At 65.3% G+C, this 23,804-nt stretch carries 22 protein-coding genes, 1 tRNA gene and 1 pseudogene; 18 read left to right on the top strand and 6 right to left on the bottom strand.

Translation table 11 applies throughout. The features are described from left to right. Positions 1–169: 169 nt before the first annotated feature. Entirely contained in the window at positions 170–724 is a 555-nt protein-coding gene (phaP, locus tag QZ709_RS16910; RefSeq protein WP_294638605.1) for a TIGR01841 family phasin, read from the bottom strand. Positions 725–988: 264 nt separating this feature from the next. Here phaP and ppa point away from each other — a divergent pair, with 264 nt between their 5' ends. Next, on the top strand, positions 989–1,522 hold the full coding sequence (gene ppa / locus QZ709_RS16905; RefSeq protein ID WP_294638604.1) for an inorganic diphosphatase: 534 nt from the start codon (positions 989–991) through the stop codon (positions 1,520–1,522). 113 nt (positions 1,523–1,635) lie between these two features. On the opposite strand, the gene QZ709_RS16900 is transcribed toward ppa, so the two are convergent. Continuing rightward, positions 1,636–2,943 (bottom strand): aspartate aminotransferase family protein, encoded by a 1,308-nt coding sequence (locus QZ709_RS16900; protein ID WP_294638603.1) that lies wholly within the window; start codon positions 2,941–2,943, stop codon positions 1,636–1,638. A gap of 321 nt (positions 2,944–3,264) precedes the next feature. Here QZ709_RS16900 and aceA point away from each other — a divergent pair, with 321 nt between their 5' ends. From aceA to QZ709_RS16845, 11 genes are all read left to right on the top strand, one after another. Next, positions 3,265–4,581: an isocitrate lyase gene (gene aceA / locus QZ709_RS16895; RefSeq protein WP_294638602.1), complete on the top strand. Its 1,317-nt coding sequence runs from the start codon at positions 3,265–3,267 to the stop codon at positions 4,579–4,581. 396 nt (positions 4,582–4,977) lie between these two features. Further along, on the top strand, positions 4,978–6,897 hold the full coding sequence (gene thrS, locus QZ709_RS16890) for a threonine--tRNA ligase (RefSeq protein ID WP_294638601.1): 1,920 nt from the start codon (positions 4,978–4,980) through the stop codon (positions 6,895–6,897). A gap of 425 nt (positions 6,898–7,322) precedes the next feature. Further along, positions 7,323–7,871 (top strand): translation initiation factor IF-3, encoded by a 549-nt coding sequence (infC, locus tag QZ709_RS16885; protein ID WP_294638625.1) that lies wholly within the window; start codon positions 7,323–7,325, stop codon positions 7,869–7,871. Between the two features lie 208 nt (positions 7,872–8,079). Beyond that, entirely contained in the window at positions 8,080–8,283 is a 204-nt protein-coding gene (rpmI, locus tag QZ709_RS16880) for a 50S ribosomal protein L35 (protein ID WP_028601240.1), read from the top strand. Positions 8,284–8,345: 62 nt separating this feature from the next. Then, complete coding sequence (gene rplT / locus QZ709_RS16875) at positions 8,346–8,705, top strand: 50S ribosomal protein L20 (RefSeq protein WP_058089095.1); 360 nt, start codon at positions 8,346–8,348, stop codon at positions 8,703–8,705. A 112-nt stretch (positions 8,706–8,817) separates the two neighbouring features. Next, positions 8,818–9,867, top strand: coding sequence for a phenylalanine--tRNA ligase subunit alpha (gene pheS / locus QZ709_RS16870; protein WP_294638600.1), 1,050 nt, complete (start codon positions 8,818–8,820; stop codon positions 9,865–9,867). Positions 9,868–9,967: 100 nt separating this feature from the next. Continuing rightward, complete coding sequence (locus tag QZ709_RS16865) at positions 9,968–10,993, top strand: NAD(P)-dependent alcohol dehydrogenase (protein ID WP_109036792.1); 1,026 nt, start codon at positions 9,968–9,970, stop codon at positions 10,991–10,993. Positions 10,994–11,035: 42 nt separating this feature from the next. Beyond that, the gene (gene pheT, locus QZ709_RS16860; protein WP_294638598.1) at positions 11,036–13,465 is read left to right on the top strand and encodes a phenylalanine--tRNA ligase subunit beta; all 2,430 of its coding nucleotides are present in this window, start codon (positions 11,036–11,038) and stop codon (positions 13,463–13,465) included. A 22-nt stretch (positions 13,466–13,487) separates the two neighbouring features. After that, positions 13,488–13,847 carry an integration host factor subunit alpha gene (locus QZ709_RS16855; RefSeq protein WP_294638597.1) on the top strand — a complete coding sequence of 120 codons (360 nt, stop codon included), beginning with the start codon at positions 13,488–13,490 and terminating at the stop codon, positions 13,845–13,847. Positions 13,848–13,900: 53 nt separating this feature from the next. Further along, positions 13,901–14,398: a MerR family transcriptional regulator gene (locus QZ709_RS16850; protein ID WP_294638624.1), complete on the top strand. Its 498-nt coding sequence runs from the start codon at positions 13,901–13,903 to the stop codon at positions 14,396–14,398. A 140-nt stretch (positions 14,399–14,538) separates the two neighbouring features. Further along, positions 14,539–14,615, top strand: a tRNA-Pro gene (locus QZ709_RS16845). 117 nt (positions 14,616–14,732) lie between these two features. Here QZ709_RS16845 and QZ709_RS16840 read toward each other — a convergent pair. After that, positions 14,733–15,566, bottom strand: a complete 834-nt coding sequence (locus QZ709_RS16840) for a MerR family transcriptional regulator (protein ID WP_294638596.1) — start codon at positions 15,564–15,566, stop codon at positions 14,733–14,735. A 135-nt stretch (positions 15,567–15,701) separates the two neighbouring features. Here QZ709_RS16840 and QZ709_RS16835 point away from each other — a divergent pair, with 135 nt between their 5' ends. Beyond that, the gene (locus QZ709_RS16835; protein WP_294638595.1) at positions 15,702–16,289 is read left to right on the top strand and encodes a chalcone isomerase family protein; all 588 of its coding nucleotides are present in this window, start codon (positions 15,702–15,704) and stop codon (positions 16,287–16,289) included. Positions 16,290–16,363: 74 nt separating this feature from the next. On the opposite strand, the gene ubiE is transcribed toward QZ709_RS16835, so the two are convergent. Genes ubiE through QZ709_RS16820 form a run of 3 tightly spaced genes read right to left on the bottom strand, consistent with a single transcriptional unit; the run spans position 16,364 to position 19,615 of the window. Further along, complete coding sequence (gene ubiE, locus QZ709_RS16830; protein WP_294638594.1) at positions 16,364–17,095, bottom strand: bifunctional demethylmenaquinone methyltransferase/2-methoxy-6-polyprenyl-1,4-benzoquinol methylase UbiE; 732 nt, start codon at positions 17,093–17,095, stop codon at positions 16,364–16,366. A 9-nt stretch (positions 17,096–17,104) separates the two neighbouring features. Next, positions 17,105–18,391: an NAD(P)/FAD-dependent oxidoreductase gene (locus tag QZ709_RS16825; RefSeq protein WP_294638593.1), complete on the bottom strand. Its 1,287-nt coding sequence runs from the start codon at positions 18,389–18,391 to the stop codon at positions 17,105–17,107. 39 nt (positions 18,392–18,430) lie between these two features. Beyond that, positions 18,431–19,615, bottom strand: coding sequence for a diguanylate cyclase (locus QZ709_RS16820; RefSeq protein WP_294638592.1), 1,185 nt, complete (start codon positions 19,613–19,615; stop codon positions 18,431–18,433). Positions 19,616–19,832: 217 nt separating this feature from the next. Between QZ709_RS16820 and QZ709_RS16815 the strand changes: the two genes are divergently transcribed. The 5 genes and pseudogenes from QZ709_RS16815 to QZ709_RS16795 all read left to right on the top strand — a co-directional run. Further along, on the top strand, positions 19,833–20,645 hold the full coding sequence (locus tag QZ709_RS16815) for a TIGR00266 family protein (RefSeq protein ID WP_294638591.1): 813 nt from the start codon (positions 19,833–19,835) through the stop codon (positions 20,643–20,645). Positions 20,646–20,733: 88 nt separating this feature from the next. Further along, positions 20,734–21,792 (top strand): YncE family protein, encoded by a 1,059-nt coding sequence (locus QZ709_RS16810; RefSeq protein WP_294638590.1) that lies wholly within the window; start codon positions 20,734–20,736, stop codon positions 21,790–21,792. A gap of 28 nt (positions 21,793–21,820) precedes the next feature. Beyond that, the gene (locus QZ709_RS16805; protein WP_294638623.1) at positions 21,821–22,573 is read left to right on the top strand and encodes a polysaccharide deacetylase family protein; all 753 of its coding nucleotides are present in this window, start codon (positions 21,821–21,823) and stop codon (positions 22,571–22,573) included. A gap of 53 nt (positions 22,574–22,626) precedes the next feature. Further along, entirely contained in the window at positions 22,627–23,610 is a 984-nt protein-coding gene (locus tag QZ709_RS16800; RefSeq protein ID WP_294638622.1) for a sterol desaturase family protein, read from the top strand. Positions 23,611–23,675: 65 nt separating this feature from the next. Continuing rightward, positions 23,676–23,804 (top strand): annotated as a pseudogene (locus tag QZ709_RS16795) (competence/damage-inducible protein A); the annotation flags it as partial.

Raw genomic sequence — 23,804 nt, 5'->3', positions numbered from 1 at the left:
GCTTAAGGTACCTTGAAAAAGGTTCGCGAGGTACCGAGGAGACAACCTTTCAGGGAGTGCCGCTTGTCCAGGGCGGCAACTCTCGGACTCTGTGCGGGTGACGAAGTTCACCGGATCGGGCGGACAACCCTGCAAAGTTTTGTAAGCCCGGCGAACCGTCTGGCAAGCCTCAGGCGGCCTTGCGCGGGGTCTTGCTGGCGGCCTGGGTGGCCTTCACGGCGGTCGACGTGATGGCCTGGAAGTTGGCTTCGGCCACGTCGGCGGCTTGCTTGGCAGCCTTCTGCACGGTGTCGAAAGCGTTGTTGGCGGCGGCCACGGCCGACTTCACCAGCACGACGGCGTTCTCGGTGCCGGCGGGGGCGTTCTTGACGGCGTTGTCGACGACCGACACGAACTTCTTCTGCGCTTCGGCAACCTGCGACTCGGCCAGCTTGCTCACTTCAGCGCTGGTGGACGAAGCGATGTCATACAGGTGGCGACCGTAGGCAGCGGCCTTCTCGGCCGACGGCTGCAGCAGGCTGGCGTTCAGGGCGAACAGTTCTTGCGGGTCCTTGGCGCCGAGAACAGCCTTGGCATGCTCGGCAGCTTCTTCCATCGAGGTCTTGGCGACCTGGAGGTTCAGCTCAACGACCTTTTCCACGCCTTCGAAGGCCTTTTGGCTCAGGTCGAACAGGGTGGCGAGGTTGGCCTTGTGAGCGGCGAGCAGTTGTTCAGCGGTCAGCATCGTGGATCTCCGTTAAGTGGTTGACGTGTTGCACCAAGATCAGCTTCGGACTGCATTGCTGCGTTGCAACATGATTCGAAGTATAGGGATCTTGGTGGCGATTGCAAGGGGTTTTTGTGCGCCGCAGCAAAGGGGTTCGGGGATTGTCAAATTCTTGACGATTAACCTGTGTCAGATCAGCTCAGCTGCGCGTGGTGGGCGAGCCCGACGGCTTCGCCTACACTTGCGCGTCGACCGAATGTCCAACCTTGTGATCAGACCATCATGAGCCTGCTGAATGTCCCCGCCGGTGCGAAGGCACCCGACGTCTTCAACGTCATCATCGAAATTCCGGCGAACGCCGATCCCATCAAGTACGAGATCGACCATGAAACCGGCGCGGTTTTTGTCGACCGCTTCATGGGCACGGCCATGCACTATCCGTGCAACTACGGCTACGTACCTCAGACCATCGCCGCCGACGGTGATCCCGTCGACGTGCTGGTCGTGACTCCGTTCCCGCTGCAGCCCGGCGTGGTCATTCCCTGCCGTCCGCTCGGCATCCTGAAGATGGAAGACGAGGCCGGTGGCGATTCCAAGCTGGTGGCCGTGCCGACCGAGAAGATCTGCGCCATGTACAAGGGCATCCAGAAGCTGGAAGACCTGCCCGAGTTGCTGGTCAGCCAGATCAAGCACTTCTTCGAGCACTACAAGGACCTCGAGCCCGGCAAGTGGGTGAAGGTCGTGGGCTGGGATGGCATTGATGCCGCCAAGGCCGAGGTCACCACCGGCCTCGAGAACTTCAAGAAGCAGCACTGAACGGCGTCGGTCGCCGCGTCCCGCAGCCAGATGCGGACGGTTCGGTGACCTTCCCCCGTAAAGAGAAAGGCCGCGTCGGGCAACCGCGCGGCCTTTCTCATTGCCGGTCCGGCTTACGCGAGCGACATCATGACCTTGCGCAGCGTCGCCACCGTCTGCTCGATTTGTGCCTCGCTGACGATCAGCGGCGGCGCAATCGCGATGTTCTCGCCTGCCGCGCGCACCAGCACGCCGGCCTCGAAACAGCCCAGAAAGACCTCGAACGCCCGGCGTCCGGGGGGCGCGTCAGGGCGGGGAGCGAACTCGATGGCTGCCACCAGTCCCGTGTTGCGGATGTCCACGACATGCGGCAGGCCCCGCAGGCTGTGCACGGCTTCCTCCAGTGCGCCATGCAGGCGGGTACCTCGCGTCAGCAGGTCTTCATCCGCGTAGGTGTCCAGCGTCGCCAGCGCCGCGGCGCACGCCATCGGATGACCGGAGTAGGTGTAGCCGTGAGGCAGCTCGATGCCAGGGCCGCCCTGCATGAAGGCGTCGTGAATGTCCTGCCGCACGGCCACCGCCCCCATCGGGATGGTGCCGTTTGTGATGCCCTTGGCCATGGTGATCATGTCGGGGACCACGCCGTACTTCTGTGCGGCAAACGGCGCCCCGAGCCGACCGAAGCCCGTGATGACCTCGTCGAACACGAGCAGGATGCCGTGCCTGTCGCAGATGGCACGCAGGCGCTCCAGGTAGCCCTTGGGCGGCAACAGCACCCCGGTTGAGCCGGCCATGGGTTCCACGATCACGGCCGCGATGGTTGACGCGTCGTGCAGCGCGACCAGGCGCTCCAGATCGTCGGCCAGGTCCGCGCCATGCTCCGGCTGGCCGCGCGAGAAGGCGTTGCGGCTGAGGTCGTGCGTGTGGCGAAGGTGATCGACACCGGCCACGCTGCTGCCGAACAGCTTGCGGTTCGGCCCCATCCCGCCCAGCGCGGTGCCGGCAAAATTCACGCCGTGATAGCCCCGCTCGCGGCCGATGAGCCGGGTCCGCTGCGCCTCGCCGCGGACCCGGTGGTAGGCCAGGGCGATCTTCATGGCTGTCTCGACCGACTCGGATCCCGAGTTGGTGAAAAAGAACCGGTTCAGCCCGGGGGGCGTCAGGTGCTGGAGGCGTTCCGCGAGTTCGAAGGCCAGAGGGTGACCCATCTGAAAGGGGGGGGCGAAGTCCAGTTCGGCGGCTTGCCGGGCAATGGCTTCGACGATCCGCGGCCTGGCATGCCCCGCGTTCACGCACCACAAGCCGGCTGTGGCATCCAGAATCTGTCGCCCCTCGGGCGTCCAGTAGTGCATGTCCTTGGCCTTCGACAGCAGGCGGGGCGCCTTCTTGAAGTCCCGGTTTGCGGTGAACGGCATCCAGAATGCATCGAGATCGTTGGGCATCGCGGTGTCCTTTGCTCAGAGGAGGTCGGGCCGCCCGTCAGGGCGTTTGTGCCATCGTGCCGCTTTTTTGCCATGTGCGCGAGGGGCCTCACCCGGTGGGGTGATGCCGGACGGGGTGTATCGTCATGAGCGCCCGGTCACGGCGGGCGGACATCGCGCATGTTGTAAATTTGCGTCACTGCGCCGACGAGGGAGCGAGCTTCTCGTTCACACCTGCAAAGAGTTCTGTCTTATATAAGACATAAGTCTTTACGGCGGGGGTGGATTCGCGCTAGACTGTCTGCTGTTTTCTCGCACTCCTCACCAAACCCGGAGATCTCCATGACTCAACTCACCCGTGAACAGCAAATCGCTGCCCTGGAAAAGGACTGGGCCGAAAACCCCCGTTGGAAGCTCGTCAAGCGCGGCTATTCCGCTGCTGACGTGGTTCGCCTGCGCGGCAGCCTGCAGCCCGAGTACACCCTGGCCAAGCGCGGCGCTGAAAAGCTGTGGGAAAAGGTCAACGGCGGTGCCAAGAAGGGCTACGTGAACGCTTTCGGCGCCATCACCGCCGGTCAAGCCATGCAACAGGCCAAGGCTGGCCTGGAAGCCGTGTACCTGTCGGGCTGGCAAGTTGCCGCCGACGGCAACACCTCGGAAACCATGTACCCCGACCAGTCGCTGTACGCGTACGACTCGGTGCCCACCATGGTTCGCCGCATCAACAACACGTTCAAGCGTGCTGACGAAATCCAATGGTCGCGTGGCATCAACCCCGGCGACGAGCAGTTCATCGACTACTTCCTGCCGATCGTCGCTGACGCTGAAGCCGGTTTCGGCGGCGTGCTGAACGCCTTCGAACTGATGAAGAACATGATCGCTGCCGGCGCTGCTGGCGTGCACTTCGAAGACCAGCTGGCTGCTGTGAAGAAGTGCGGCCACATGGGCGGCAAGGTGCTGGTCCCGACGCAAGAAGCCATCGAGAAGCTGATCGCTGCTCGTTTCGCTGCCGACGTCATGGGCGTGCCGACCATCGTTCTGGCTCGTACCGACGCCGAAGCGGCCAACCTGATCACCTCCGATCACGACGCCAACGACAAGCCGTTCCTGACCGGTGAGCGCACCCAGGAAGGTTTCTACCGCGTGAAGAACGGTCTGGAGCAGGCCATCAGCCGCGGCGTGGCTTACGCTCCGTACGCCGACCTGGTGTGGTGCGAAACCGGCGTGCCTGACATCGGCTTCGCCCGTGAATTCGCTCAAGCTGTGCACGCCGCTTGCCCGGGCAAGCTGCTGTCGTACAACTGCTCGCCTTCCTTCAACTGGAAGAAGAACCTCAACGACTCGCAGATCGCTTCCTTCCAGGAAGAGCTGTCGGCTCTGGGCTACAAGTACCAGTTCATCACCCTGGCTGGTATCCACGTCAACTGGTTCAACACCTTCCAGTTCGCCCACGCTTACGCCCGTGGCGAAGGCATGAAGCACTACGTCAACATGGTGCAGGAGCCGGAATTCGCTGCTCGCGAAAAGGGCTACACCTTCGTGTCGCACCAGCAGGAAGTCGGCGCTGGCTACTTCGACGACGTGACCACCGTCATCCAGGGTGGTTCTTCGTCGGTGAAGGCCCTGACCGGCTCGACCGAAGAAGAGCAGTTCCACTGATCTGCGTCGGCGGGGCGGCTGCCGCAAGGCGGTCTTCCCTGCCGGGCGTGATCTCATGGATCGCAGACATGGCGCCTTCGGGCGCCATTTTTCTTTCTGTCCGCCCTCACTCCACGCGTGCGTCCGCCGTGCATCACGACGGTGCGGCCTTTATAATCAAGCGCTTATTGCCTCCGTGGGGAGGCGTCAACGTAAGGAACGTAGAAAGGCACACACGGTTATGACACCGCGAACTTCGACCCCCTTCACCTCGACCGAGGTCTAGTCGGCTGGCCGCTGCTTTCGCACACCTGTACCTTTCCCTGAGTTCCAGAAAGCGCGGCAGCCCCCGCGCTTTTTTGTTGCCCGGCCGCAGGCTGCATCGCGCCCGGCAACGCTTCCACACAAGGACATCCCATGATTTCGATTCAGCTGCCCGATGGCTCCAAGCGCGAGTTCCCGGGCCCTGTGACCGTCGCCGACGTGGCGGCCTCCATCGGCGCCGGCCTGGCCAAGGCGGCGCTGGCCGGCCGCGTGGGGCAGGGTGAAGCTGCCCGCCTGGTCGACACCTCGTATCGCATTGAAGCCGATACGCAGCTCGCCATCGTCACCGAGAAGGACGCCGACGGCCTGGACATCATCCGCCACTCGACGGCCCACCTGCTGGCCTACGCCGTCAAGGAGCTGTTCCCCGAGGCCCAGGTCACGATCGGCCCGACCATCGAGGACGGCTTCTATTACGACTTCTCTTACAAGCGCCCGTTCACGCCCGAAGACCTGGCTGCTATTGAGAAGAAGATGGCCGAGCTGGCCAAGAAGGATGAGAAGGTCGAGCGCAAGGTGCTGCCGCGCGACGAGGCCGTCAGCTACTTCAAGGGCCTGGGCGAGCACTACAAGGCCGAGATCATCGAGAGCATCCCGGCCGATCAGGACGTGTCGCTCTACAGCGAAGGCGGCTTCACCGACCTGTGCCGGGGGCCGCACGTGCCCAGCACGGGCAAGCTCAAGCACTTCAAGCTGATGAAGGTGGCGGGCGCCTACTGGCGTGGCGACCACCGCAATGAGCAGCTGCAGCGCGTCTACGGCACGGCCTGGACCAGCAAGGAAGACCTGCAGCAGTACCTGACCCGCCTGGAAGAGGCGGAGAAGCGCGACCACCGCAAGCTGGGCAGGGAGCTCGACCTGTTCCACATCGACGACCATGCCCCGGGTGTCGTGTTCTGGCACCCCAAGGGCTGGACGGTGTGGCAGGCGGTCGAGCAGTACATGCGCCAGGTCTACCGCGACAACGGCTACCAGGAGGTCAAGGGCCCGCAGATCATCGACAAGACGCTGTGGGAGAAGACCGGCCACTGGGACAAGTACCGCGAGAACATGTTCACCACCGAGTCGGAAAAGCGTGATTACGCGCTCAAGCCGATGAACTGTCCTGGCCACATCCTGATCTACAACCAGGGCATCAAGAGCTACCGCGACCTGCCCATCCGCTACGGCGAGTTCGGCCAGTGCCACCGCAACGAGCCCACGGGCGGCTTGCACGGCATCATGCGCGTGCGCGGCTTCACGCAGGACGATGGTCACATCTTCTGCACCGAAGACCAGATCCTGGACGAGTGCGTGGCTTTCACGGCGCTGCTGCAGAAGGTCTACAAGGATTTCGGCTTCACCGACATCATCTACAAGGTGGCAACGCGCCCTGAAAAGCGCATCGGTTCGGACGAGAGCTGGGACAAGGCCGAGCAGGCCCTGATGGCCTCGCTTCAGGCCACGAACAGCGAGTTCCAGATCGCGCCGGGTGATGGTGCTTTCTATGGGCCGAAGATCGAGTACACGCTCAAGGACGCACTGGGCCGCCATTGGCAGTGCGGCACCATTCAGGTCGACTTCTCGATGCCCGAGCGCCTGGGTGCCGAGTACGTGACCGAGGCCAGCGACCGCAAGCACCCTGTGATGCTGCACCGCGCGATCCTGGGCTCGCTGGAGCGCTTCATCGGGATCCTGATCGAGCAGCACGCCGGTGCCTTGCCGGTGTGGCTGGCGCCGGTGCAGGCGGTGGTGCTCAACATCACCGACGCGCAGGCCGACTATGCGCGCGATGTGGCGGCGGCGCTGGCCAAGGCGGGCATCCGCACGAAGCTCGACACCCGCAACGAGAAGATCACCTACAAGATCCGCGAGCACGCGCTGCAAAAAGTGCCGTACTTCGTGGTGCTGGGCGACAAGGAGCGTGAGGCCGGGACGGTCGCCGTGCGCGCGCGCGGCAACCAGGATCTGGGTGTGATGCCTCTGCACGCCCTTGTCGATGTGATTGGCCAGGCCATCGCCGAGCGCCGCTGATCGCCCCCCCCGGCGCTGGCATGCGGTTTGCCCCCCCATGTCAGCCCGCTGATGCGCGCCGACCACGTCCGATGGGGTGGGTGCTGCCTATGCGGGTCGTTGGGTTTGCGCAACGGCTTGCCTTTGTGTAAAATCCCGCGCGCAAAGGTCAGTTGAAACGCTGCGCCGGTTCAGGTGCGTGTGTTGTCCCTTCAGGCATGCTGAAGGGCCGTGTCTGGCCTTCGTGCGCGCCCGGGGCATCAGAACCTCGGCGCGATGTCGCTGATGACTTCTCCCTTGAAGCTCGATCCAGACATCGCCAGGCAGGGCTGAGGCGTGAGGTGGACGTTTTCTTTCCGAAGGCGTCCGACCGCCACCCGCCACGGGCGCGTGTTCACTGACCATTGGTTCGAGCGACAGCAACGCCGGGCCCGAAGGAAACCGACATCGCTAACTTCTTTGACCGCCGTACGCGCAACGATGAGCGCAAGCACCGGCTGAACCGCGAAATCACCGCCCCCGAAGTTCGTCTGAACGGACCGGAGAACGAGCCGCTCGGCATCGTCAGCATCCAGGAAGCCCTCCGCCTGTCGGCCGAGTACGACGTGGATCTGGTGGAGATCGCCGCTCAGGCCGATCCGCCGGTCTGCCGTCTCATGGACTACGGCAAGTTCAAGTACCAGGAACAGAAGAAGGCCCACGACGCCAAGCTCAAGCAAAAGGTGATCGAGGTCAAGGAAGTCAAGTTCCGTCCGGGTACCGACGAAGGCGATTACCAGATCAAGCTGCGCAACCTGCGCCGTTTCCTGGAAGAGGGCGACAAGGGCAAGGTCACCCTGCGTTTCCGTGGTCGCGAGATCACCCACCAGGACCTGGGGATGCGCCTGCTGGAGCGCGTGCGTGATGACCTCACGGACTGCTCGACGGTCGAGAACATGCCCAAGCTGGAAGGCCGCCAGATGATCATGGTGCTGGCGCCCAAAAAGAAGAAGTAAGCGAACCCGCTGAATTTCTTCTACAATGCGAGGTTTCGCCGGGCGTCAAAGCCCGGCAACGTGCGCCGCAGCCTGCTTTGTGCAGACGGCCGCGCGCAACGACCATCGGTCTGGTCACCGGTGGTCGCTTCGAAGTGACTGCAGGCCATCAAGACGCGGAAGTGGTATTTCGCGGCGCCTGACAGACACAATTCACAAGGAGCAGAACATGCCCAAAATGAAGACCAAGAGCAGTGCGAAGAAGCGTTTTCGCGTGCGTCCGGGTGGCACCGTCAAGCGCGGCCAAGCCTTCAAGCGTCACATCCTGACCAAGAAGACCACGAAGAACAAGCGTCAGCTCCGCGGCGCTGTGAACGTGCACGAGACCAACATGGGCCACATGGCCCAGATGCTGCCTTTCGCCGGCCTGTAAGCCGCGCAAGACAGTCGTCTCAAGGTCTCTGGTTTAGATAGTCAACGCAGAAGGAGTCATCCATGCCTCGCGTCAAACGTGGCGTTACCGCCCGCGCTCGTCACAAGAAGGTTCTCGCCCTGGCCAAGGGTTTCCGCGGCCGCCGCAAGAACGTTTACCGCATCGCCAAGCAGGCGGTCATGAAGGCAGGCCAATACGCCTACCGTGACCGCCGTGCCAAGAAGCGCGAATTCCGCCGCCTGTGGATTGCCCGTATCAACGCCGGCAGCCGCGCTCTGGGCCTGACCTACAGCAAGTTCATCGCTGGCATCAAGAAGGCGTCGATCGAGATCGACCGCAAGGTGCTGGCCGACATGGCTGTCAACGATCCGGCTGCTTTTGCCAGCATCGTTGAAAAGGCCAAGGCTCAACTGGCTGCCTGATCCCTCAGTCAGCACGATGCACCGCATGCACCTGGCCCGGCTCTGTCGGGCAAGGGTGTGCAAGTGACCTGAAGGCCAACGTCAAGTTGGCCTTTTTTTTCGATCCGACACGATGAACGACCCGCAAAGCGACCTCGAAGCCCTGGTGCAATCGGCCCAGGATGCCTTTGCCGCGGCCGGCACTCCCGCCGACCTGGAAAACGCCAAGGCCCGGTTCCTGGGCAAGTCCGGCAGCCTGACCGACCTGCTCAAGGGCATGGGCGCGCTCAGCCCCGAAGAGAAGAAGACCCGCGGCGCCGCCATCAACCAGGCCAAGCAGCGCGTGGAAGCCTTGCTGAACGACCGCCGTCAGGCGCTGGCCGATGCCGAGCTGGCACAGCAGCTTCAGGCAGAGCGCCTGGACGTGACGCTGCCGGGCCGTCGTCGTGGCGAGGGTGGCCTGCACCCGGTGTCGCTCAGCATCGAGCGCATCGAAGGCATCTTCGGGTCGATGGGCTTTGCCGTGGCCGATGGCCCCGAGATCGAGGCCGACTGGTTCAACTTCACCGCGCTGAACACGCCGGAAGACCATCCGGCGCGCTCGATGCACGACACCTTCTACGTGGAAGGCGGTCACCTGCTGCGCACGCACACCAGCCCGATGCAGGTGCGCTACGCCGTGCAGCACGTCAAGGCGCACGCCGAAGAGCTGGCCCGCGGTGAACGCATCCCCGAGATCCGCGTGATCGCACCGGGACGCACCTATCGGGTCGACAGCGACGCCACGCACTCGCCAATGTTCCACCAGTGTGAAGGCCTGTGGATCGGCGAGTCGGTGAGCTTCACCGACCTGAAGGCGGTGTTGAGCGACTTTTTCAGCACCTTCTTCGAGACCGACGCGCTGGACATCCGTTTCCGCCCGTCGTTCTTCCCGTTCACCGAGCCGTCTGCCGAAGTGGACATCGCCTTCGCCTCCGGTCCGCTCAAGGGCCGTTGGCTGGAAGTCGGTGGGGCAGGGCAGGTGCACCCGAACGTGGTGCGCAACTTCGGCCTGGACCCTGAGCGCTACATCGGCTTTGCGTTCGGTCTGGGCCCCGATCGCCTGACCATGCTGAGATATGGCGTGAACGACCTGCGCCTGTTCTACGAAGGCGACCTGCGCTTTCTGCAGCAGTTCCAGTGACCTGTCCGGCGTCGCGTTGCCGCGATGCCGCTTCCGCTCCCGCCCGTTCCCTGGCCACCCGGCATGACCGGGCAGCCGCCCCACTGAAAGGATCGCCGACATGAGCACTTCGACCACCATCCGCGCCTGGGCAGCTCAGGAAGCCACACGCCCGGTCACGCCGTTTTCGTACGACCCGGGCCCGCTGGGCGCCGAGGAAGTCGAGATCCGCGTCGAGCACTGTGGCCTGTGCCACTCCGACCTGTCGATGATCGACAACGAGTGGGGCTTTTCGGGCTACCCGGTCGTCGGCGGGCACGAGGTGATCGGCAGTGTTGTGGCCCTGGGTGCCAATGCGAAGGGGCTGAAGCTGGGCCAGAAGGTCGGCCTGGGCTGGATGGCGCAGAGCTGCCAGACCTGCAAGCCCTGCCTGAGCGGCGAGCCGCAGATGTGCCGTGCCGGCGTGCCGACCATCGTCGGCCATCACGGCGGCTTTGCCGAACGCGTGCGGGCCCACTGGCTGTGGGTGGCGCCGATTCCCGAGGGCGTCAACCCGGCCGATGCCGGCCCGCTGCTGTGCGGCGGCCTGACCGTGTTCTCACCGTTCCTGAACTTCGACATCAAGCCGACGCACCGCGTGGGCGTGGTGGGCATCGGCGGGCTCGGTCACCTGGCGCTGAAGTTTGCGCGTGCCTGGGGTTGCGAGGTGACGGCGTTCACCTCGAGCGAGTCCAAGCGTGACGAGGCGCTGTCGCTGGGCGCGCACAAGGTCGTGTCGAGTGTGGACGCCGCGTCCATGAAGTCGATTGCCGGCCGACTCGACATGGTGATCGTCACCGTCAATGCGATGCTGAACTGGAAGGCGCTGATGGGCACGCTGGCGCCCAATGGCCGCCTGCACGTGGTGGGCGTGCTGCCCGCACCGCTGGAAGTCGAGTCCTTTGCCCTGATCGGCGGGCAGCGCTCGGTGTCGGGCTCGCCCACGGGCTCGCGCCAGGACATCGACACCATGCTGGAGTTTGCCGCCCGCCACGGCATCGCCCCGCAAACCGAACATTTCCCGATGAGCCGCATCAACGATGCACTGGACCACCTGCGCGCCGGCAAGGCCCGCTACCGCGTGGTGCTGGACGCCGACTTCGCCTGACAAGGCAGGCTCACCAAAAAAGATTCCCCAAGGATCCCTGACATGCAATTCCCTGAGTCCTGGCTGCGCAGCTTCTGCAACCCCGACCTGACCACCCAGCAACTGGCTGATCTGCTGACCATGGCCGGTCTGGAGGTCGAGGAACTGGACCCGGTGGCCCCGCCGTTCACGGGCGTGGTCGTGGGCCACGTGCTGGAAGTGGCCAAGCACCCGGATGCCGACCGCCTGAACGTCTGCAAGGTGGACGCCGGCACGGGTGCGGTGCTGCAGATCGTGTGCGGCGCGCCCAATGTGCGCCCGGGCATCAAGGTCCCGTGCGCCACGGTGGGGGCCGAGCTGCCCCCGGGTGCCGACGGCAAGGTGTTCAAGATCAAGCTGGGCAAGCTGCGGGGCGTCGAAAGCCAGGGCATGCTGTGTTCGGCACGCGAGCTGGGCATCTCCGAAGAGGCGAGCGGCCTGCACATCCTGGCCGACGACGCGCCGGTGGGCGTCAACATCCGCGAGCACCTGAAGCTCGACGACACGCTGTTCACGCTGAAGCTCACGCCCAACCTGGCGCACTGCCTGAGCGTGGCCGGCATCGCGCGCGAGGTCTCGGCCCTGACTGGCGCGCCGCTGACGCTGCCGGCGATCGAGTCCGTCAAGCCCGCCATCGACGCGACCGTGCCCGTCAAGGTCGAGGCATCGGACCTGTGCGGCCGTTTCGCCGGTCGGGTGATTCGCGGCGTCAACCCGCAGGCCAAGACGCCCGACTGGATGGTCGAGCGCCTGGCGCGCTGTGGTCAGCGTTCGGTGTCGCCCCTGGTCGACATCTCGAACTACGTGATGTTCGAGCTGGGCCAACCCTCGCACGTGTTCGATCTGGACAAGGTCAAGGGTGGCATCACCGTGCGCTGGGCGCGTGAAGGCGAAAGCCTCAAGCTGCTGAACGGCAACACCGTGGCACTGGACGGGCAGGTTGGCGTGATCGCCGACGACGCCCAGGTCGAGTCGCTGGCCGGTGTGATGGGCGGTGACGCCACGGCCGTGGGCGACGACACCCGCAACGTCTACCTCGAGTCGGCCTTCTGGTGGCCCAAGGCGATTGCCGGCCGCGCACGCCGCTACAACTTCTCGACCGACGCCTCGCACCGCTTCGAGCGCGGCGTGGACCCGGCGCCCACCGTGGCCTACCTCGAGCGCATCACCCAGCTGATCCTCGACATCTGCGGCGGCGAGGCCGGCCCGGTGGACGACCAGGTCGTGCGCCAGGCTGAACGCCAGCCGGTGACGCTGCGCCTGTCGCGCGCCCAGCGCGTGATCGGCATGCCGGTGTCGCGCGAGGAGGTCGAGACCGTCTTCACCCGCCTGGGCCTTGCCTTCACCGCCAGCGCCGTCGAAGGCGACGTGCACCTGACTGTGACGCCGCCGAGCTGGCGCTTCGACATCCAGATCGAGGAAGACCTGATCGAGGAGGTCGTGCGCGTGATAGGCTTCGACAAGCTCCCCAAGCGCGCACCCAAGGCCCCGGTGGTGTCCGAGGTGCGTCCGGAGGCGCAACGCAGCCTGTATGCGGTGCGCCGTGCCGTGGCCGCCCGTGGCTACCAGGAAGCGATCACCTTCAGCTTCGTCGAGGCCCGCTGGGAAGCCGACTTCGCAGGCAACGCCGACCCGATCAAGGTGCTGAACCCGATCGCCGCCCCGCTGGCCGTGATGCGCTCGACGCTGATCGGCAGCCTGGTGGAGGTGCTGCGCACCAACCTCGCCCGCAAGGCCGATCGCGTCCGCCTGTTCGAGGTGGGGCGCGTGTTCCGCCGCGACGCCAGCGTGGTCGACAGCGACCAGACCGTGGGTGGCTTCGACCAGCCGGTGAAGGTGGCGGGCCTGGCCTATGGCCCGGCCGAGGCGCTGCAGTGGGGCGTGGCCAGCCGCAACGTCGATTTCTTCGATGTGAAGGGCGACGTCGAGGCGCTGCTGGCTCCGCGTCAGGCGCGCTTCGTGGCTGTCGAGCATCCGGCCTTCCACCCGGGCCGCTGCGCCCGCGTGGTGGTCGATGGCCGCGATGTCGGCGTCATCGGCGAGCTGCACCCGAAATGGCGTCAGGCCTATGACCTGCCGCTGGCACCGGTGCTGTTCGAACTGGATGCCGCCGTGCTGGCCGAGCGCGTGGTGCCGTCGTTCACCAGCGTGCCCAAGATGCAGTCGGTGTTCCGTGACCTGGCGCTGGTGGTCAAGGACGACGTGGCCCATGAGGCGATGATGGCGGCGATCGCCGCGGCGAAGACCGAGGGCCTGGTCAAGGGTGCCCGTTTGTTCGACATCTACAAGCCCAAGGCCCCGGTTCAAGGGATGGCGGACGACGAGCGGAGCCTCGCCGTGCGCGTGGAACTGCGCGATGATGAGCAGACACTGACTGACGAGCGGATCGACGGCGCGATGAAGGCCGTTCAGGCTGTGCTGGCGGAATCCGTTGGTGCGCGCGTCCGCGGCTGACACCGGACAAGGGAGACCCGGGATGAACGACAAGCTCAGCGACCTGACGGTCCTGCTGCCCACGATCGAGACGCCGACGCTGACCAAGGCCGAGCTGGCCGAACTCCTGTTCGAACGGCTGGGGCTGAACAAGCGCGAATCCAAGGACATGGTCGAAGCCTTTTTCGAGCTGGTGCAGGGCACGTTGGTCGAGGGGCAGGACGTGAAGCTGTCGGGTTTCGGTAATTTCCAGATCCGGCGCAAGGCGCCGAGACCCGGGCGCAACCCGCGCACCGGGGAGCTCATTCCGATTGCCGCCCGCAATGTAGTGACCTTCCACGCGAGCCAGAAGCTCAAGGACCTGGTCCAGGGCGATGTGTCCGCCGACGGGCACATGGAGTAAAGTCTGTGGCCTTTGTCCGAAGGGCGAATTGAGCGATGGGAGCCATGGACCGCATCGACAGTGTCTTGCCGCCGATCCCGGCCAAGCGCTACTTCACCATTGGTGAGGTCAGCGAGTTGTGCCTGGTCAAGCCCTATGTGTTGCGCTATTGGGAGCAGGAGTTTGTCCAGCTCAAGCCCATGAAGCGCCGCGGCAACCGCCGCTACTATCAGCACCATGAGGTGCTGTTGATTCGGCGCATCCGGGAACTGCTGTACGAGCAGGGTTTCACCATCAGTGGCGCCCGCAACCAGCTGTCCGACATGGGGGCGATGGCGGCCGTGTCATCGGGCGATTCCCTGCACGCCGACCTGGGCACGGCTGTCATGCCGGCGACCGCCTGGGGTGGGGCGCAGGAGCTGCGTGCCGCCCGGCCGCTTCAAGCCACGCACGTTGCGGTGGCCGATGGCGCGTGGGTGCCGCCCGATCTGGCCGCGCTGGACCACCTGGACGCCGACAGCGCCCAGTCTCTGCGTGACGCCCTGGTGTCCATCCGCGACTTGCTTGGCTGACCCGGGCGGATCGGTGTTCCGACCGCCTCGGCAATGTGGACTGCGCGCAACGCCGACGGAGAAAGTCATCGAAACGCGTATCCGCCTTCCGTTCTGGCTTGATTCGGTTGGCAAAACAGTGCAATAATCTAAGTCTTCGTCGGGGCGTAGCGCAGCCTGGTAGCGCACTTGCATGGGGTGCAAGGGGTCGCGAGTTCGAATCCCGCCGCCCCGACCAAGAACGACATGAGCCCAGCAGAGCAATCTGCTGGGCTTTCTGTCTTTTTGGCGTCGGCTTGATTCTGCGTGGCCCGAAAACGATGCCTGCCGCGGGATGCGGCGCGGCGAGCGGGCCTCACTCCTTGCGCTTGAGTTCTCCGGCCACCGCCGCATCGAACTCCTGCTGCAGGACCACAGGGAACGCCGCACTGATCGAACCGATGGCCAGGGGCCTCAGTCGTTCGAAGAACGCTTTCAGCTCTTCGGCGGCACTCATTTCCACCGTGGGGCGGCGTGCGCCGGCCTGAGAGACTTTCTCCTGCGCCTGAAGGGTCAGCCCTTTTATCTTGGCGAGAAACACCTGCTGTACGTACGCGCGAGCGATGGCGCGCATGTGCTCGATCAGCGCATCCTGCAGGTCGAGCACCGTGTCCAGTGGAACCTTCAGGTCGGCGAGCTGAATGCCGATGCGTTCCAGCGCGGGGCTGAGGATTTCGAATTCGTCCGTGTCCCCAACCCGGCGGTACAAACCGTTGCGGCTCAGGCGTTCTCGCTGCTCCGGAGTGGCTGTGGCGCCCCAGTGGGCGGCCATCTCGGCGATGTGTTTGCGCGCCGGGGCTTCCACCGTGAAGAACGTGGTCGAGAACAGCTCGCTGATCAACGCGTACTCCGACCAGGCCCCCTCAGGCGTGTGCTCGAGCATGTCCTTGATGGTTTCCAGCCGGAAGCCCTGCTGTCGCAGGTCCCGAATGAGCTCGAGTTTGCCCTGATGCTCGCTGTCATACAGCCCGAGGCGGCCACGCAGCCTCGGAGGCGGCAGCAGCCCGGCTGTCTGGTATGCGCGGATGTTGCGCACGCTGACCCCGGTGCAGGCCGACAGGTCCTCCACCGTCATTTCATGGGTGGCAGGGCCGGATTGGCGTGGAAGGCGGGGGCGGCCGCGGGGAGGCAGGGCGTCGGTTTGTGACATGGCACACGGAGGACTAACGGCCCGCATCATACTGGTCGTATGTTGCAGATGTAATGTAACATCGCGGCTGCCGTATGAGACGCGGTGCCCAGGGCGACAGCTTTGGTGCTGACCATCACAAAAGGACCCCTTACGATGAACCGTACCCGATTTGCCGCCGCGGCCCTTGCCGCTTGCCTGGCCTTCACGGCCACGTCCGCACTGGCCGTCCGCGAAGTGGGCAGCGCCAAATTCGAAGACACGCAATCCGTGGCCGGACAGAACCTGGTGCTCAATGGGGCTGGCATGCGGGTCAAGATGATCATCAAGGTCTATGCCGTGGCTCTGTACCTGCCGCGCAAGGAGGCGAATGCCGTGGCCGCCCTGAACCAGCCTGGGCCCAAGCGCATTCAGCTCGTCATGATGCGCGACGTGCCGGCCGACAAGCTGGGCGAGTCGCTGGTGGATGGGATCACCGCCAACACCACGCCGGCCGAGCGCGGAGCGCTGCAGAGCCGGATCGACGAACTGGAAAAGGCCATGGTCGCCCTCGGCGAGGCGCGCAAGGGCTCGGTGATCCAGCTCGACTACGTACCGGCCACGGGGACCCGTATCACCCTGGCGGGCAAGCCTGTGATGCGTGATGTGCCGGGCGAGGATTTCTTCAAGGCCTTGCTGAAGATCTGGCTGGGTGACAAGCCTGCCGACGGCGACCTCCGGGCGCGTCTGCTCGGCGTCGAGTGACGCAGGCCTGAGCGGCCATCCAGCAAAACGGGCGCCCGAGGCGCCCGTTTGTCATTCAGAGGGTGTCGGTTGCGTCAGCACTTGATGCCCATGTGCAGGGCCACAACTCCGCCCGTCATGTTGTGCACGTCGACATGGCCGAATCCGGCGGATTTCATCATGGCCTTCAGTGTGGCCTGATCCGGATGCATGCGGATGGATTCGGCCAGGTACTGGTAGCTGGCGGCGTCACCGGCGACCATCTGGCCCAGCCGGGGCAGCACCTTGAACGAGTACCAGTCGTAGGCCTTTTCCAGCGGCTTGGCCACCTTGGAAAACTCGAGCACGAGCAGGCGGCCACCCGGCTTCAGCACCCGGCACATCTCGGCAAGGGCCGCGTCCTTGTGCGTCATGTTGCGCAGGCCGAATGCCACACTGACGACGTCGAAGGTGCCGGTGGGGAAGGGCAGCTTTTCTGCATCGCACAGCGTGGTGGGCAGGGCCATGCCGCTGTTGAGTAGGCGATCGCGCCCCGTGCTCAACATGGCTTCGTTGATGTCGGTGTGCACGACCATGCCGGTGGGCCCGACCCGCTTGGCGAACGCTTCGGAGAGGTCCCCCGTGCCGCCGGCGATGTCGAGCACCTTGTGGCCTTCGCGCACGCCGCTGGCGGCGATCGTGTAGGCCTTCCACAGGCGATGCAGACCCATCGACATCAGGTCGTTCATGACGTCGTACTTGTTGGCCACCGAATCGAACACGCCGCGTACGCGCTGCGCCTTCTGGGATTCGTCGACCTGCTGGAAACCGAAATGCGTGGTGCTCATGTGTGCATCTTAATGTGGTGCTGGCGTGGGCTCGAGCGCGCGCGCGCAGGCCATGCCGCTGGACCAGGCCCACTGGAAGTTATAGCCTCCCAGCCAGCCGGTGACGTCGACCACCTCGCCGATGAAGTGGAGACCCGGCACGAGCCGGCTTTCGAGCGTCTGCGAACTGAGGTCTCGCGTGTCGACACCCCCTGCAGTCACCTCGGCCTTGGCATAACCCTCCGAGCCGCTCGGTGTGATGGACCACGCATTGGCTGTGTGCCCCAGCGTGTCGAGGTCCCGATCGCGGGTCTCGGCCAGGGGGGCGTCGGGACGCAGTGCCGGCATGTCGGCGGTCCGAGTGCTCAGCCACGTCTGCGCGAGGCGCTGGGGTACGGCGTCACCCAGCGCTTGAGACCAGGCCGTGGCCAGTTGCTTGCGTGAACCGTTCTTGGCGTCCTTGAGCAGGGCGGCCAAATCGCGCTGGGGGGTCAGGTTGAGCGTGAGCGCCTGGCCAGGAGTCCAGAAGCTCGAGATTTGGAGGATCGCCGGCCCGCTCAGGCCTCGGTGGGTGAACAGCAGGTCTTCGACGAAGGAGGCCGGGGCGGCCTTGCGGCGCTTGCCGGCGTAGGCCTCAGGCATGGGCGTCGAGACCTCGACTTCCAGCGAGACGCCGGCCAGCGCAACGAAAGGTGCCCAGGTGTCCGGGGCGAAGGTGAGGGGAACCAGAGCAGGGCGCAGTGGGACGATCCGGTGACCCAGGTGTGCCGCGAGACGCTGGCCGAAATCGGTCGCCCCGATTTTCGGGATCGAGAGTCCGCCGGTGGCCACCACGACCTGGTGGGCGCCGACGGGGCCGCGGTCGGTGATCAGTTTGAAGCGGGGGGCGCTGTCCGTGGCGCACGGGTTCGGGCGGACCTCGTGAACGCCGCAGGGCTGCCAGCGCGTCACCCCGCCCGCCTCGCATTCGCGCAACAGCATCTGGATGATGTCGTCGGCGCTGCGGTCGCAGAACAGCTGTCCCTTGTGCTTCTCGTGCCATGCGATCCGATGGCGATCGACGAGGGCCAGGAAGTCCTGCGGTGTGTAGCCGGCCAGGGCAGAGCGCGCGAAGTGCGGGTTCTCGCTCAGAAAGTGGGTGGGCGCGGCGTCCCGGTTGGTGAAGTTGCACCGCCCGCCACCGGAGATGCGGATCTTCTCGGCCACGCGCGTGGCATGGTCGATGACCAGCACGCGCAGGCCCCGTTGGCCGGCCACGCCCGCACAGAACAGCCCGGCTGCGCCGGCACCTATGACGATCACATCGAAACGCTGCATGGCGTGATTGTCGCCGCCCGGCAAGCCCCGGCGCTGTCGTCACGCCCGTTGGGCTGCCTCATGTCCCGCCGGGTGCCGCTCATGGCGCCGGGCCCGCTCCAGGGCGCGCTCTGCGCGCGTGAGGGCGAGGTCGAGCGTCTCGTCGGGCTCGACCCGGACGACGCCGAAGCTGAGGCTCACGGGCGGATGCCCTCGCTGCGCCCGGGTCTCGTCCACCTGCCGGGTCAGGCGCCGGGCTACATGCAGGGCGTCTCGCAAGGCCGTATCGGGCAGCAGTGCCACGAACTGATCGCCGCCGATGCGGCCCACGATGTCGCGCTCGCGCATCAGGTCGCGGGCGCGCGAAGCCACCAGTTTCAGCGCTTCGTCGCCTGCGGCATGGCCATGCAGTTCGTTGAAATGACGCAGGTGGTCGACATCGAAACGCATCAGCGTGGAGCCGCCAGGGCACGCCAGTCGCAAAGCCAGGGCGGCCATCTCGTTGAAATGACGCCGGTTGGGCACCTGGGTCAGCATGTCGATGTCGGCCATTTCCCGAAGCTGACGGTGGGAGTCGAGCAACTCCTGCTCCGTGCGCTCGTAGGTCAGCAGCAGGCACATGTAGACCGACACCGTGACGGCCACGACCAGGCCGAGCAGGACGGCCGGCTGCTGAATGTGATCGGGGTTGCTCAAAGGAAGCCCCCAGTTGCTCATGGCCGTCAGCAGGCGAGGGGCCTGCAGCAGCGCCCCGCCCAGCAGAAACAGGTGCACGGTCTTGAGGTGGCGGCTGCGGCGCCACCCCGGTATGGCCTGAAGCTGCCACATCGCGTACAGGTAGCCACCCACATTGAACAGGCTGAACACGGCGACCCGGGCTGCGACATCGTCAGGGTCTTGCGACCAGATCCATGCATAGGCCACGGTGCCGAGGGCCGGAATGAGCGCGTCCATCCACCCAGGCAGAGGAAACCTCACCCGTCCATGGAACTGGCGCAGGCCGGCCAGCATCATCAGCGGCCACTGCAGGGCCAGCAGCACGGATAGAGGCAGCAGCCAGGGGAGTTCGGACTGCAGCAACAGGCACACCGGGCTCAATGCGGTCAGCCACTGTGCGGTGACCCACCACCAGAACCCGCGGTAGACGCGCTGCGTCATGCCGATGAAGGTCATCAACGCCGCGGCGGTGACGAGCACCAGGCACACCACGAGCGTCAGGGTGGGCAGATGCAAGGTCAAGGCCATGTGAGGAACACGGTGAGGAGGAGCGGGTTTCCCATGGACATGCAAGCCTTCACGGATCTCGGCCACAATCGGCGGTTGTCCGAAATGGCATGGCACCGGTCCCGATTGTGCGGGGCGGCCTGGGCCACGGACCCCCTCCGTTTCCTGGGGCCGTCACAGGATGGTCCCCGGAGTACCGATTGTCGACACATCGATTCGAGAGCAAAGGAGCACCAGCATGGCCATGGACGTGGTGGACTACGAGATCAAGGGCGCCGAGATGCAGTTTGTCGAGGTGGAACTCGACCCCGGTGAGGCCGCCATCGGTGAAGCAGGCAGCATGATGTTCATGGATGCCGGCATCGAAATGGACACCGTCTTCGGTGATGGCGCCCAGCAAGGTGGCGGCTTCTTCGGCAAGTTGCTCGGGGCGGGCAAGCGCCTCATCACGGGTGAGAGCCTCTTCACCACGGTCTACACCAACCAGGGCAGCGGCAAGCGCCGTGTGGCATTCGCTGCCCCGTATGCCGGCAAGATCCTGCCCATGGACCTGCGGCAACTGGGCGGCACGCTGATCTGCCAGAAGGACGCGTTCCTCTGTGCCGCGCGCGGGGTCTCGCTGGGCATCGCGGTCCAGCAGAAACTGGGCACGGGTTTCTTCGGCGGCGAGGGCTTCATCATGCAGAAGCTCGAAGGAGACGGCATGGCCTTCGTGCACGCGGGTGGCACGGTGGTCCGTCGCGAACTCAAGGCGGGCGAGACCCTGCTGGTCGACACGGGTTGCGTGGTGGCCTACACCCCGGGCGTCGACTTCGACATCCAGTACGTGGGCAAGATCAAGACGGCGTTGTTCGGCGGGGAAGGGCTGTTCCTCGCGCGTCTGAGCGGCCCCGGGCAGGTGTGGCTGCAGAGCCTGCCGCTGTCGCGCCTGGCTTCGCGCATCTTTGCCGCGGCACCTCAGCGTGGCGGTTCGCGTGAGGAGGGCTCCATGCTGGGTGGTTTTGCCGGTGGGGGGCTGCTGGGCTCCGTGCTGGGCGGTGACGACGAATGACCCTTGTGCGCCACGAGCTTGAGTTGAAACAGACCGCCATGCAGGACGGCGGCTTACACTGCGCCCCCCTGAGGCTCTGAACATCTTGATGACATTCGTGTATCGCGCCGCCCGGCAGGTCTCCGGCGGGTGGCGCTCGACGCTGGCGGGGGCGGCCTTGTGCCTGCTGACACTGACCTCCGGGGCCGCGCCCCAGGCAGCTGGCACACCCCGCCCGACTTCACCCGCGCCCATCTTCGCCCTCAACTCCCTGGACGCCACGATCAGCGTGATCGACGGCAGCACGTTCCGGGAGGTGTCGCGGATTCCCACGGGCAAGGAGCCGCACCACCTCTACCTGTCGCCCGACGAGCGCTCGCTGCTGGTGGCGAACGCCCGATCCAACACCATCACGATGGTGGACCCCCGTACCGGGGTCGTCCAGGGCGTCCTCGAGAACATCATCGATCCGTACCAGTTGCGGTTCTCGCCGGACATGAAGTGGTTCGTGACGGCCGCCAACAGGCTGGATCACGTCGACATCTACCGCTCCGTGAATCGCCCAGGTGGTGGGGTGGACGTCACGCTGCTGAAACGGATTCCTGCGGCAAAGACGCCCAGCCACATCGCCATCGACAGCCGCAGTTCGGTCACGTACGTCAGCATGCAGGACAGCAACGAGCTGGTGGCCATCGACCTGGCGACGCAGGCCGTGCGCTGGAAAACGACCGTGGGCATGATGCCGGCGGACGTCTACCTGACACCCGACGATCGCCTGCTGCTCGTGGCACTCACGGGAGACCGTTTCGTCGAGGTCTACGATGTCAGCGGCCCACGCCCGGTGCTGCGCAAGCGCATTCTGACCGGTGACGGTGCCCATGCATTCCGCGCTTGGGGAGACCGTCGGCACGTGCTCGTGAGCAACCGTGTGGCCAACACGATCAGCAAGATCGACATGCGGACCATGGAAGTGGTGGCCGAGTACCCCGCCCCGGGAGGGCCGGACTGCATGGACCTCATGTCGGATGGCCGCACCATCCTCGTGACCTCCCGCTGGGCGCGTAAGGTCACCTTCATCGACACCGTGGAAAAGCAGGTGATCAGGCAGGTCCCCGTGGGGCGCTCGCCGCACGGTGTGTGGACACTGGACCATGCGCCGCGTCAGTGACGGCCTGTTGACACTGCTGTGCGTCAGCATGGCTTCTGCCGTGGCGGCACCCCCGTGTGATCGGCCGGTCTACCTCACCATCGACACGGGACACATGGGCGTGGCCGAGCTGGTGGCAGACACGCTTGCGCGCCATCAGGTGCGGGCGACGTTCTTTCTGGCCAACGAGCCCACGCAGGCTGCAGATGGCCGCCCGAGTGGCAGCACGCTGGATGACCACTGGGCCGCGTACTGGAAGCGGCTTGCCGGCCAGGGGCATGATTTCGGCTCGCACACCTGGGACCATGCGGTCTGGCGCGGCGATCGCGGGGGGGCGGGCTTCGTCATGCAGCCGACGGCAGGGCCCCAGCGTGGTCAGCGGCAGACGATGTCGGCCGCTGCCTACTGTGAGCAACTGGCCCGACCCGCACGGCGGTTCGCCGAGATGACCGGGCAGCCCATGCGGGGCCTTTTTCGTGCTCCTGGGGGGCACACCTCCGCGGCGCTGCTGAAAGCCGCCTCGGCCTGTGGATGGCAGCACGTGGGGTGGTCGGATGCGGGCTTTCTGGGGGACGAACTGCCCAGCGACCGCTATCCCAACAACGCACTGCTCCGCCAGGCGCTAGACCGGATCCGCCCGGGTGACGTGTTGATGATGCACCTGGGCATCTGGTCTCGGCGCGAGCCGTGGGCGCCGGCCGTGCTGGAGCCCCTGATCGTGGGGCTCAAGGCGCGCGGCATGTGCTTTGTCACGCTGAGGGATCATCCGGTGTTCGGCCGTGTCGGCGCAGCACCCCGTTGAACCGTTGTGCACCAAGTGAAGGTGAGTGACAGGTCATGATCGATGAGATGTTGTTGATGCCGCTGGGCGAGGCGTTTGGGCAGGTCCAGCAAACGCTGTTCGAATCCGTGGCGCAACCCCTGCTGTTTGCGATGGGGCAGGGGAACTTGCTGGAGGATGCCTACGACGCGACGGGCTGGCTGTTGGTCGGGCTGCTCCAGTTGGGGATCATGCTGGCCTTCTTCGGCCCCCTGCAGCGCTGGCGACCGGTCGACCGACATGCTGAGCCTCATGACGAGCGGGTCGACATCCTGTACACCCTGATTCACCGGCTCGGTCTTTTCCGGCTGGGCGTCTTCTGCTTGGTGGGGCCGCTGCTGGACGGGCTGTTCGGTGCGGCAGCCGTGCATGGCATTCATGGCATTCAGCTCGAGGCGTGGATGGCCCCCTGGTGGCCCGGGGTCTCGGACACCGCGTGGGCGGCATTCGTGGCCTACCTGCTCGTGTTCGATCTGCTGGATTACTGGATTCACCGCGGTCAGCATCGCCTGGACCGCTGGTGGGCGCTGCATGCGGTCCACCACAGTCAGCGCCACATGACGATGTGGAGCGACAATCGCAACCACCTGCTGGACGACCTGCTGCGAGATGTGCTGATCGCCCTGGTGGCCCGCGCCATCGGGGTCCCGCCGGGCCAGTTTGTGGCCATCGTTGCCTGCACTCAGTTGGTCGAGAGCCTGTCGCACGCCAACATCCGCCTGTCCTTCGGCTGGTTGGGTGAACGCCTGCTGGTGAGCCCGCGCTTCCATCGGCAGCACCACGCCATCGGCGTCGGCCATGAGGGCGAGGCCGGGCCAGGGAGCCTGGGCGGGTGCAACTTTGCCGTGCTGTTCCCGATCTGGGACATCCTGTTCCGCACGGCCCGGTTCGATGGCGGCCTCGAGCCGACCGGGATCCGGGATCAGTTGCCGGAGTACGGCGGCCGGGACTATGGACGGGGCTTCTGGTCGCAGCAGTGGCTGGGGTTGCGCAGGCTGCTCTCGCGGCATCCGGCCTGAGTGCGGCGCGTCATCCGCGCTTTCGGTATGCTGCTGCACCTGTTCAGCTCAGCACACCCCAGCCCATGGTCGGACTCATCATCATCGGCGACGAGATCCTCAGCGGCCGTCGCCAGGACAAGCACCTCGTCAAGGCCATCGAACTGCTGGATGAGCGCGGCATGGCGCTTCAGTGGGTGCGCTACGTGGGCGAT

Source organism: uncultured Aquabacterium sp. (assembly GCF_913773725.1).
Lineage (GTDB): Bacteria > Pseudomonadota > Gammaproteobacteria > Burkholderiales > Burkholderiaceae_C > Aquabacterium.
This window is presented reverse-complemented; position numbering and strand designations above follow the sequence as displayed.

Excerpts from the sequence above, each read along its gene's own strand:
- ubiE (WP_294638594.1), bottom strand. The coding sequence starts at position 17,095 with ATGAGCACCACGCATTTCGGTTTCCAGCAGGTCGACGAATCCCAGAAG.
- QZ709_RS16825 (WP_294638593.1), bottom strand. The coding sequence starts at position 18,391 with ATGCAGCGTTTCGATGTGATCGTCATAGGTGCCGGCGCAGCCGGGCTG.
- QZ709_RS16810 (WP_294638590.1), top strand. The coding sequence starts at position 20,734 with ATGACATTCGTGTATCGCGCCGCCCGGCAGGTCTCCGGCGGGTGGCGC.
- QZ709_RS16855 (WP_294638597.1), top strand. The coding sequence starts at position 13,488 with ATGAACGACAAGCTCAGCGACCTGACGGTCCTGCTGCCCACGATCGAG.
- QZ709_RS16835 (WP_294638595.1), top strand. The coding sequence starts at position 15,702 with ATGAACCGTACCCGATTTGCCGCCGCGGCCCTTGCCGCTTGCCTGGCC.
- QZ709_RS16820 (WP_294638592.1), bottom strand. The coding sequence starts at position 19,615 with ATGGCCTTGACCTTGCATCTGCCCACCCTGACGCTCGTGGTGTGCCTG.
- ppa (WP_294638604.1), top strand. The coding sequence starts at position 989 with ATGAGCCTGCTGAATGTCCCCGCCGGTGCGAAGGCACCCGACGTCTTC.
- QZ709_RS16900 (WP_294638603.1), bottom strand. The coding sequence starts at position 2,943 with ATGCCCAACGATCTCGATGCATTCTGGATGCCGTTCACCGCAAACCGG.
- pheS (WP_294638600.1), top strand. The coding sequence starts at position 8,818 with ATGAACGACCCGCAAAGCGACCTCGAAGCCCTGGTGCAATCGGCCCAG.
- QZ709_RS16805 (WP_294638623.1), top strand. The coding sequence starts at position 21,821 with ATGGCTTCTGCCGTGGCGGCACCCCCGTGTGATCGGCCGGTCTACCTC.
- pheT (WP_294638598.1), top strand. The coding sequence starts at position 11,036 with ATGCAATTCCCTGAGTCCTGGCTGCGCAGCTTCTGCAACCCCGACCTG.
- phaP (WP_294638605.1), bottom strand. The coding sequence starts at position 724 with ATGCTGACCGCTGAACAACTGCTCGCCGCTCACAAGGCCAACCTCGCC.
- thrS (WP_294638601.1), top strand. The coding sequence starts at position 4,978 with ATGATTTCGATTCAGCTGCCCGATGGCTCCAAGCGCGAGTTCCCGGGC.
- QZ709_RS16815 (WP_294638591.1), top strand. The coding sequence starts at position 19,833 with ATGGCCATGGACGTGGTGGACTACGAGATCAAGGGCGCCGAGATGCAG.
- QZ709_RS16865 (WP_109036792.1), top strand. The coding sequence starts at position 9,968 with ATGAGCACTTCGACCACCATCCGCGCCTGGGCAGCTCAGGAAGCCACA.
- rplT (WP_058089095.1), top strand. The coding sequence starts at position 8,346 with ATGCCTCGCGTCAAACGTGGCGTTACCGCCCGCGCTCGTCACAAGAAG.
- aceA (WP_294638602.1), top strand. The coding sequence starts at position 3,265 with ATGACTCAACTCACCCGTGAACAGCAAATCGCTGCCCTGGAAAAGGAC.
- rpmI (WP_028601240.1), top strand. The coding sequence starts at position 8,080 with ATGCCCAAAATGAAGACCAAGAGCAGTGCGAAGAAGCGTTTTCGCGTG.
- QZ709_RS16840 (WP_294638596.1), bottom strand. The coding sequence starts at position 15,566 with ATGTCACAAACCGACGCCCTGCCTCCCCGCGGCCGCCCCCGCCTTCCA.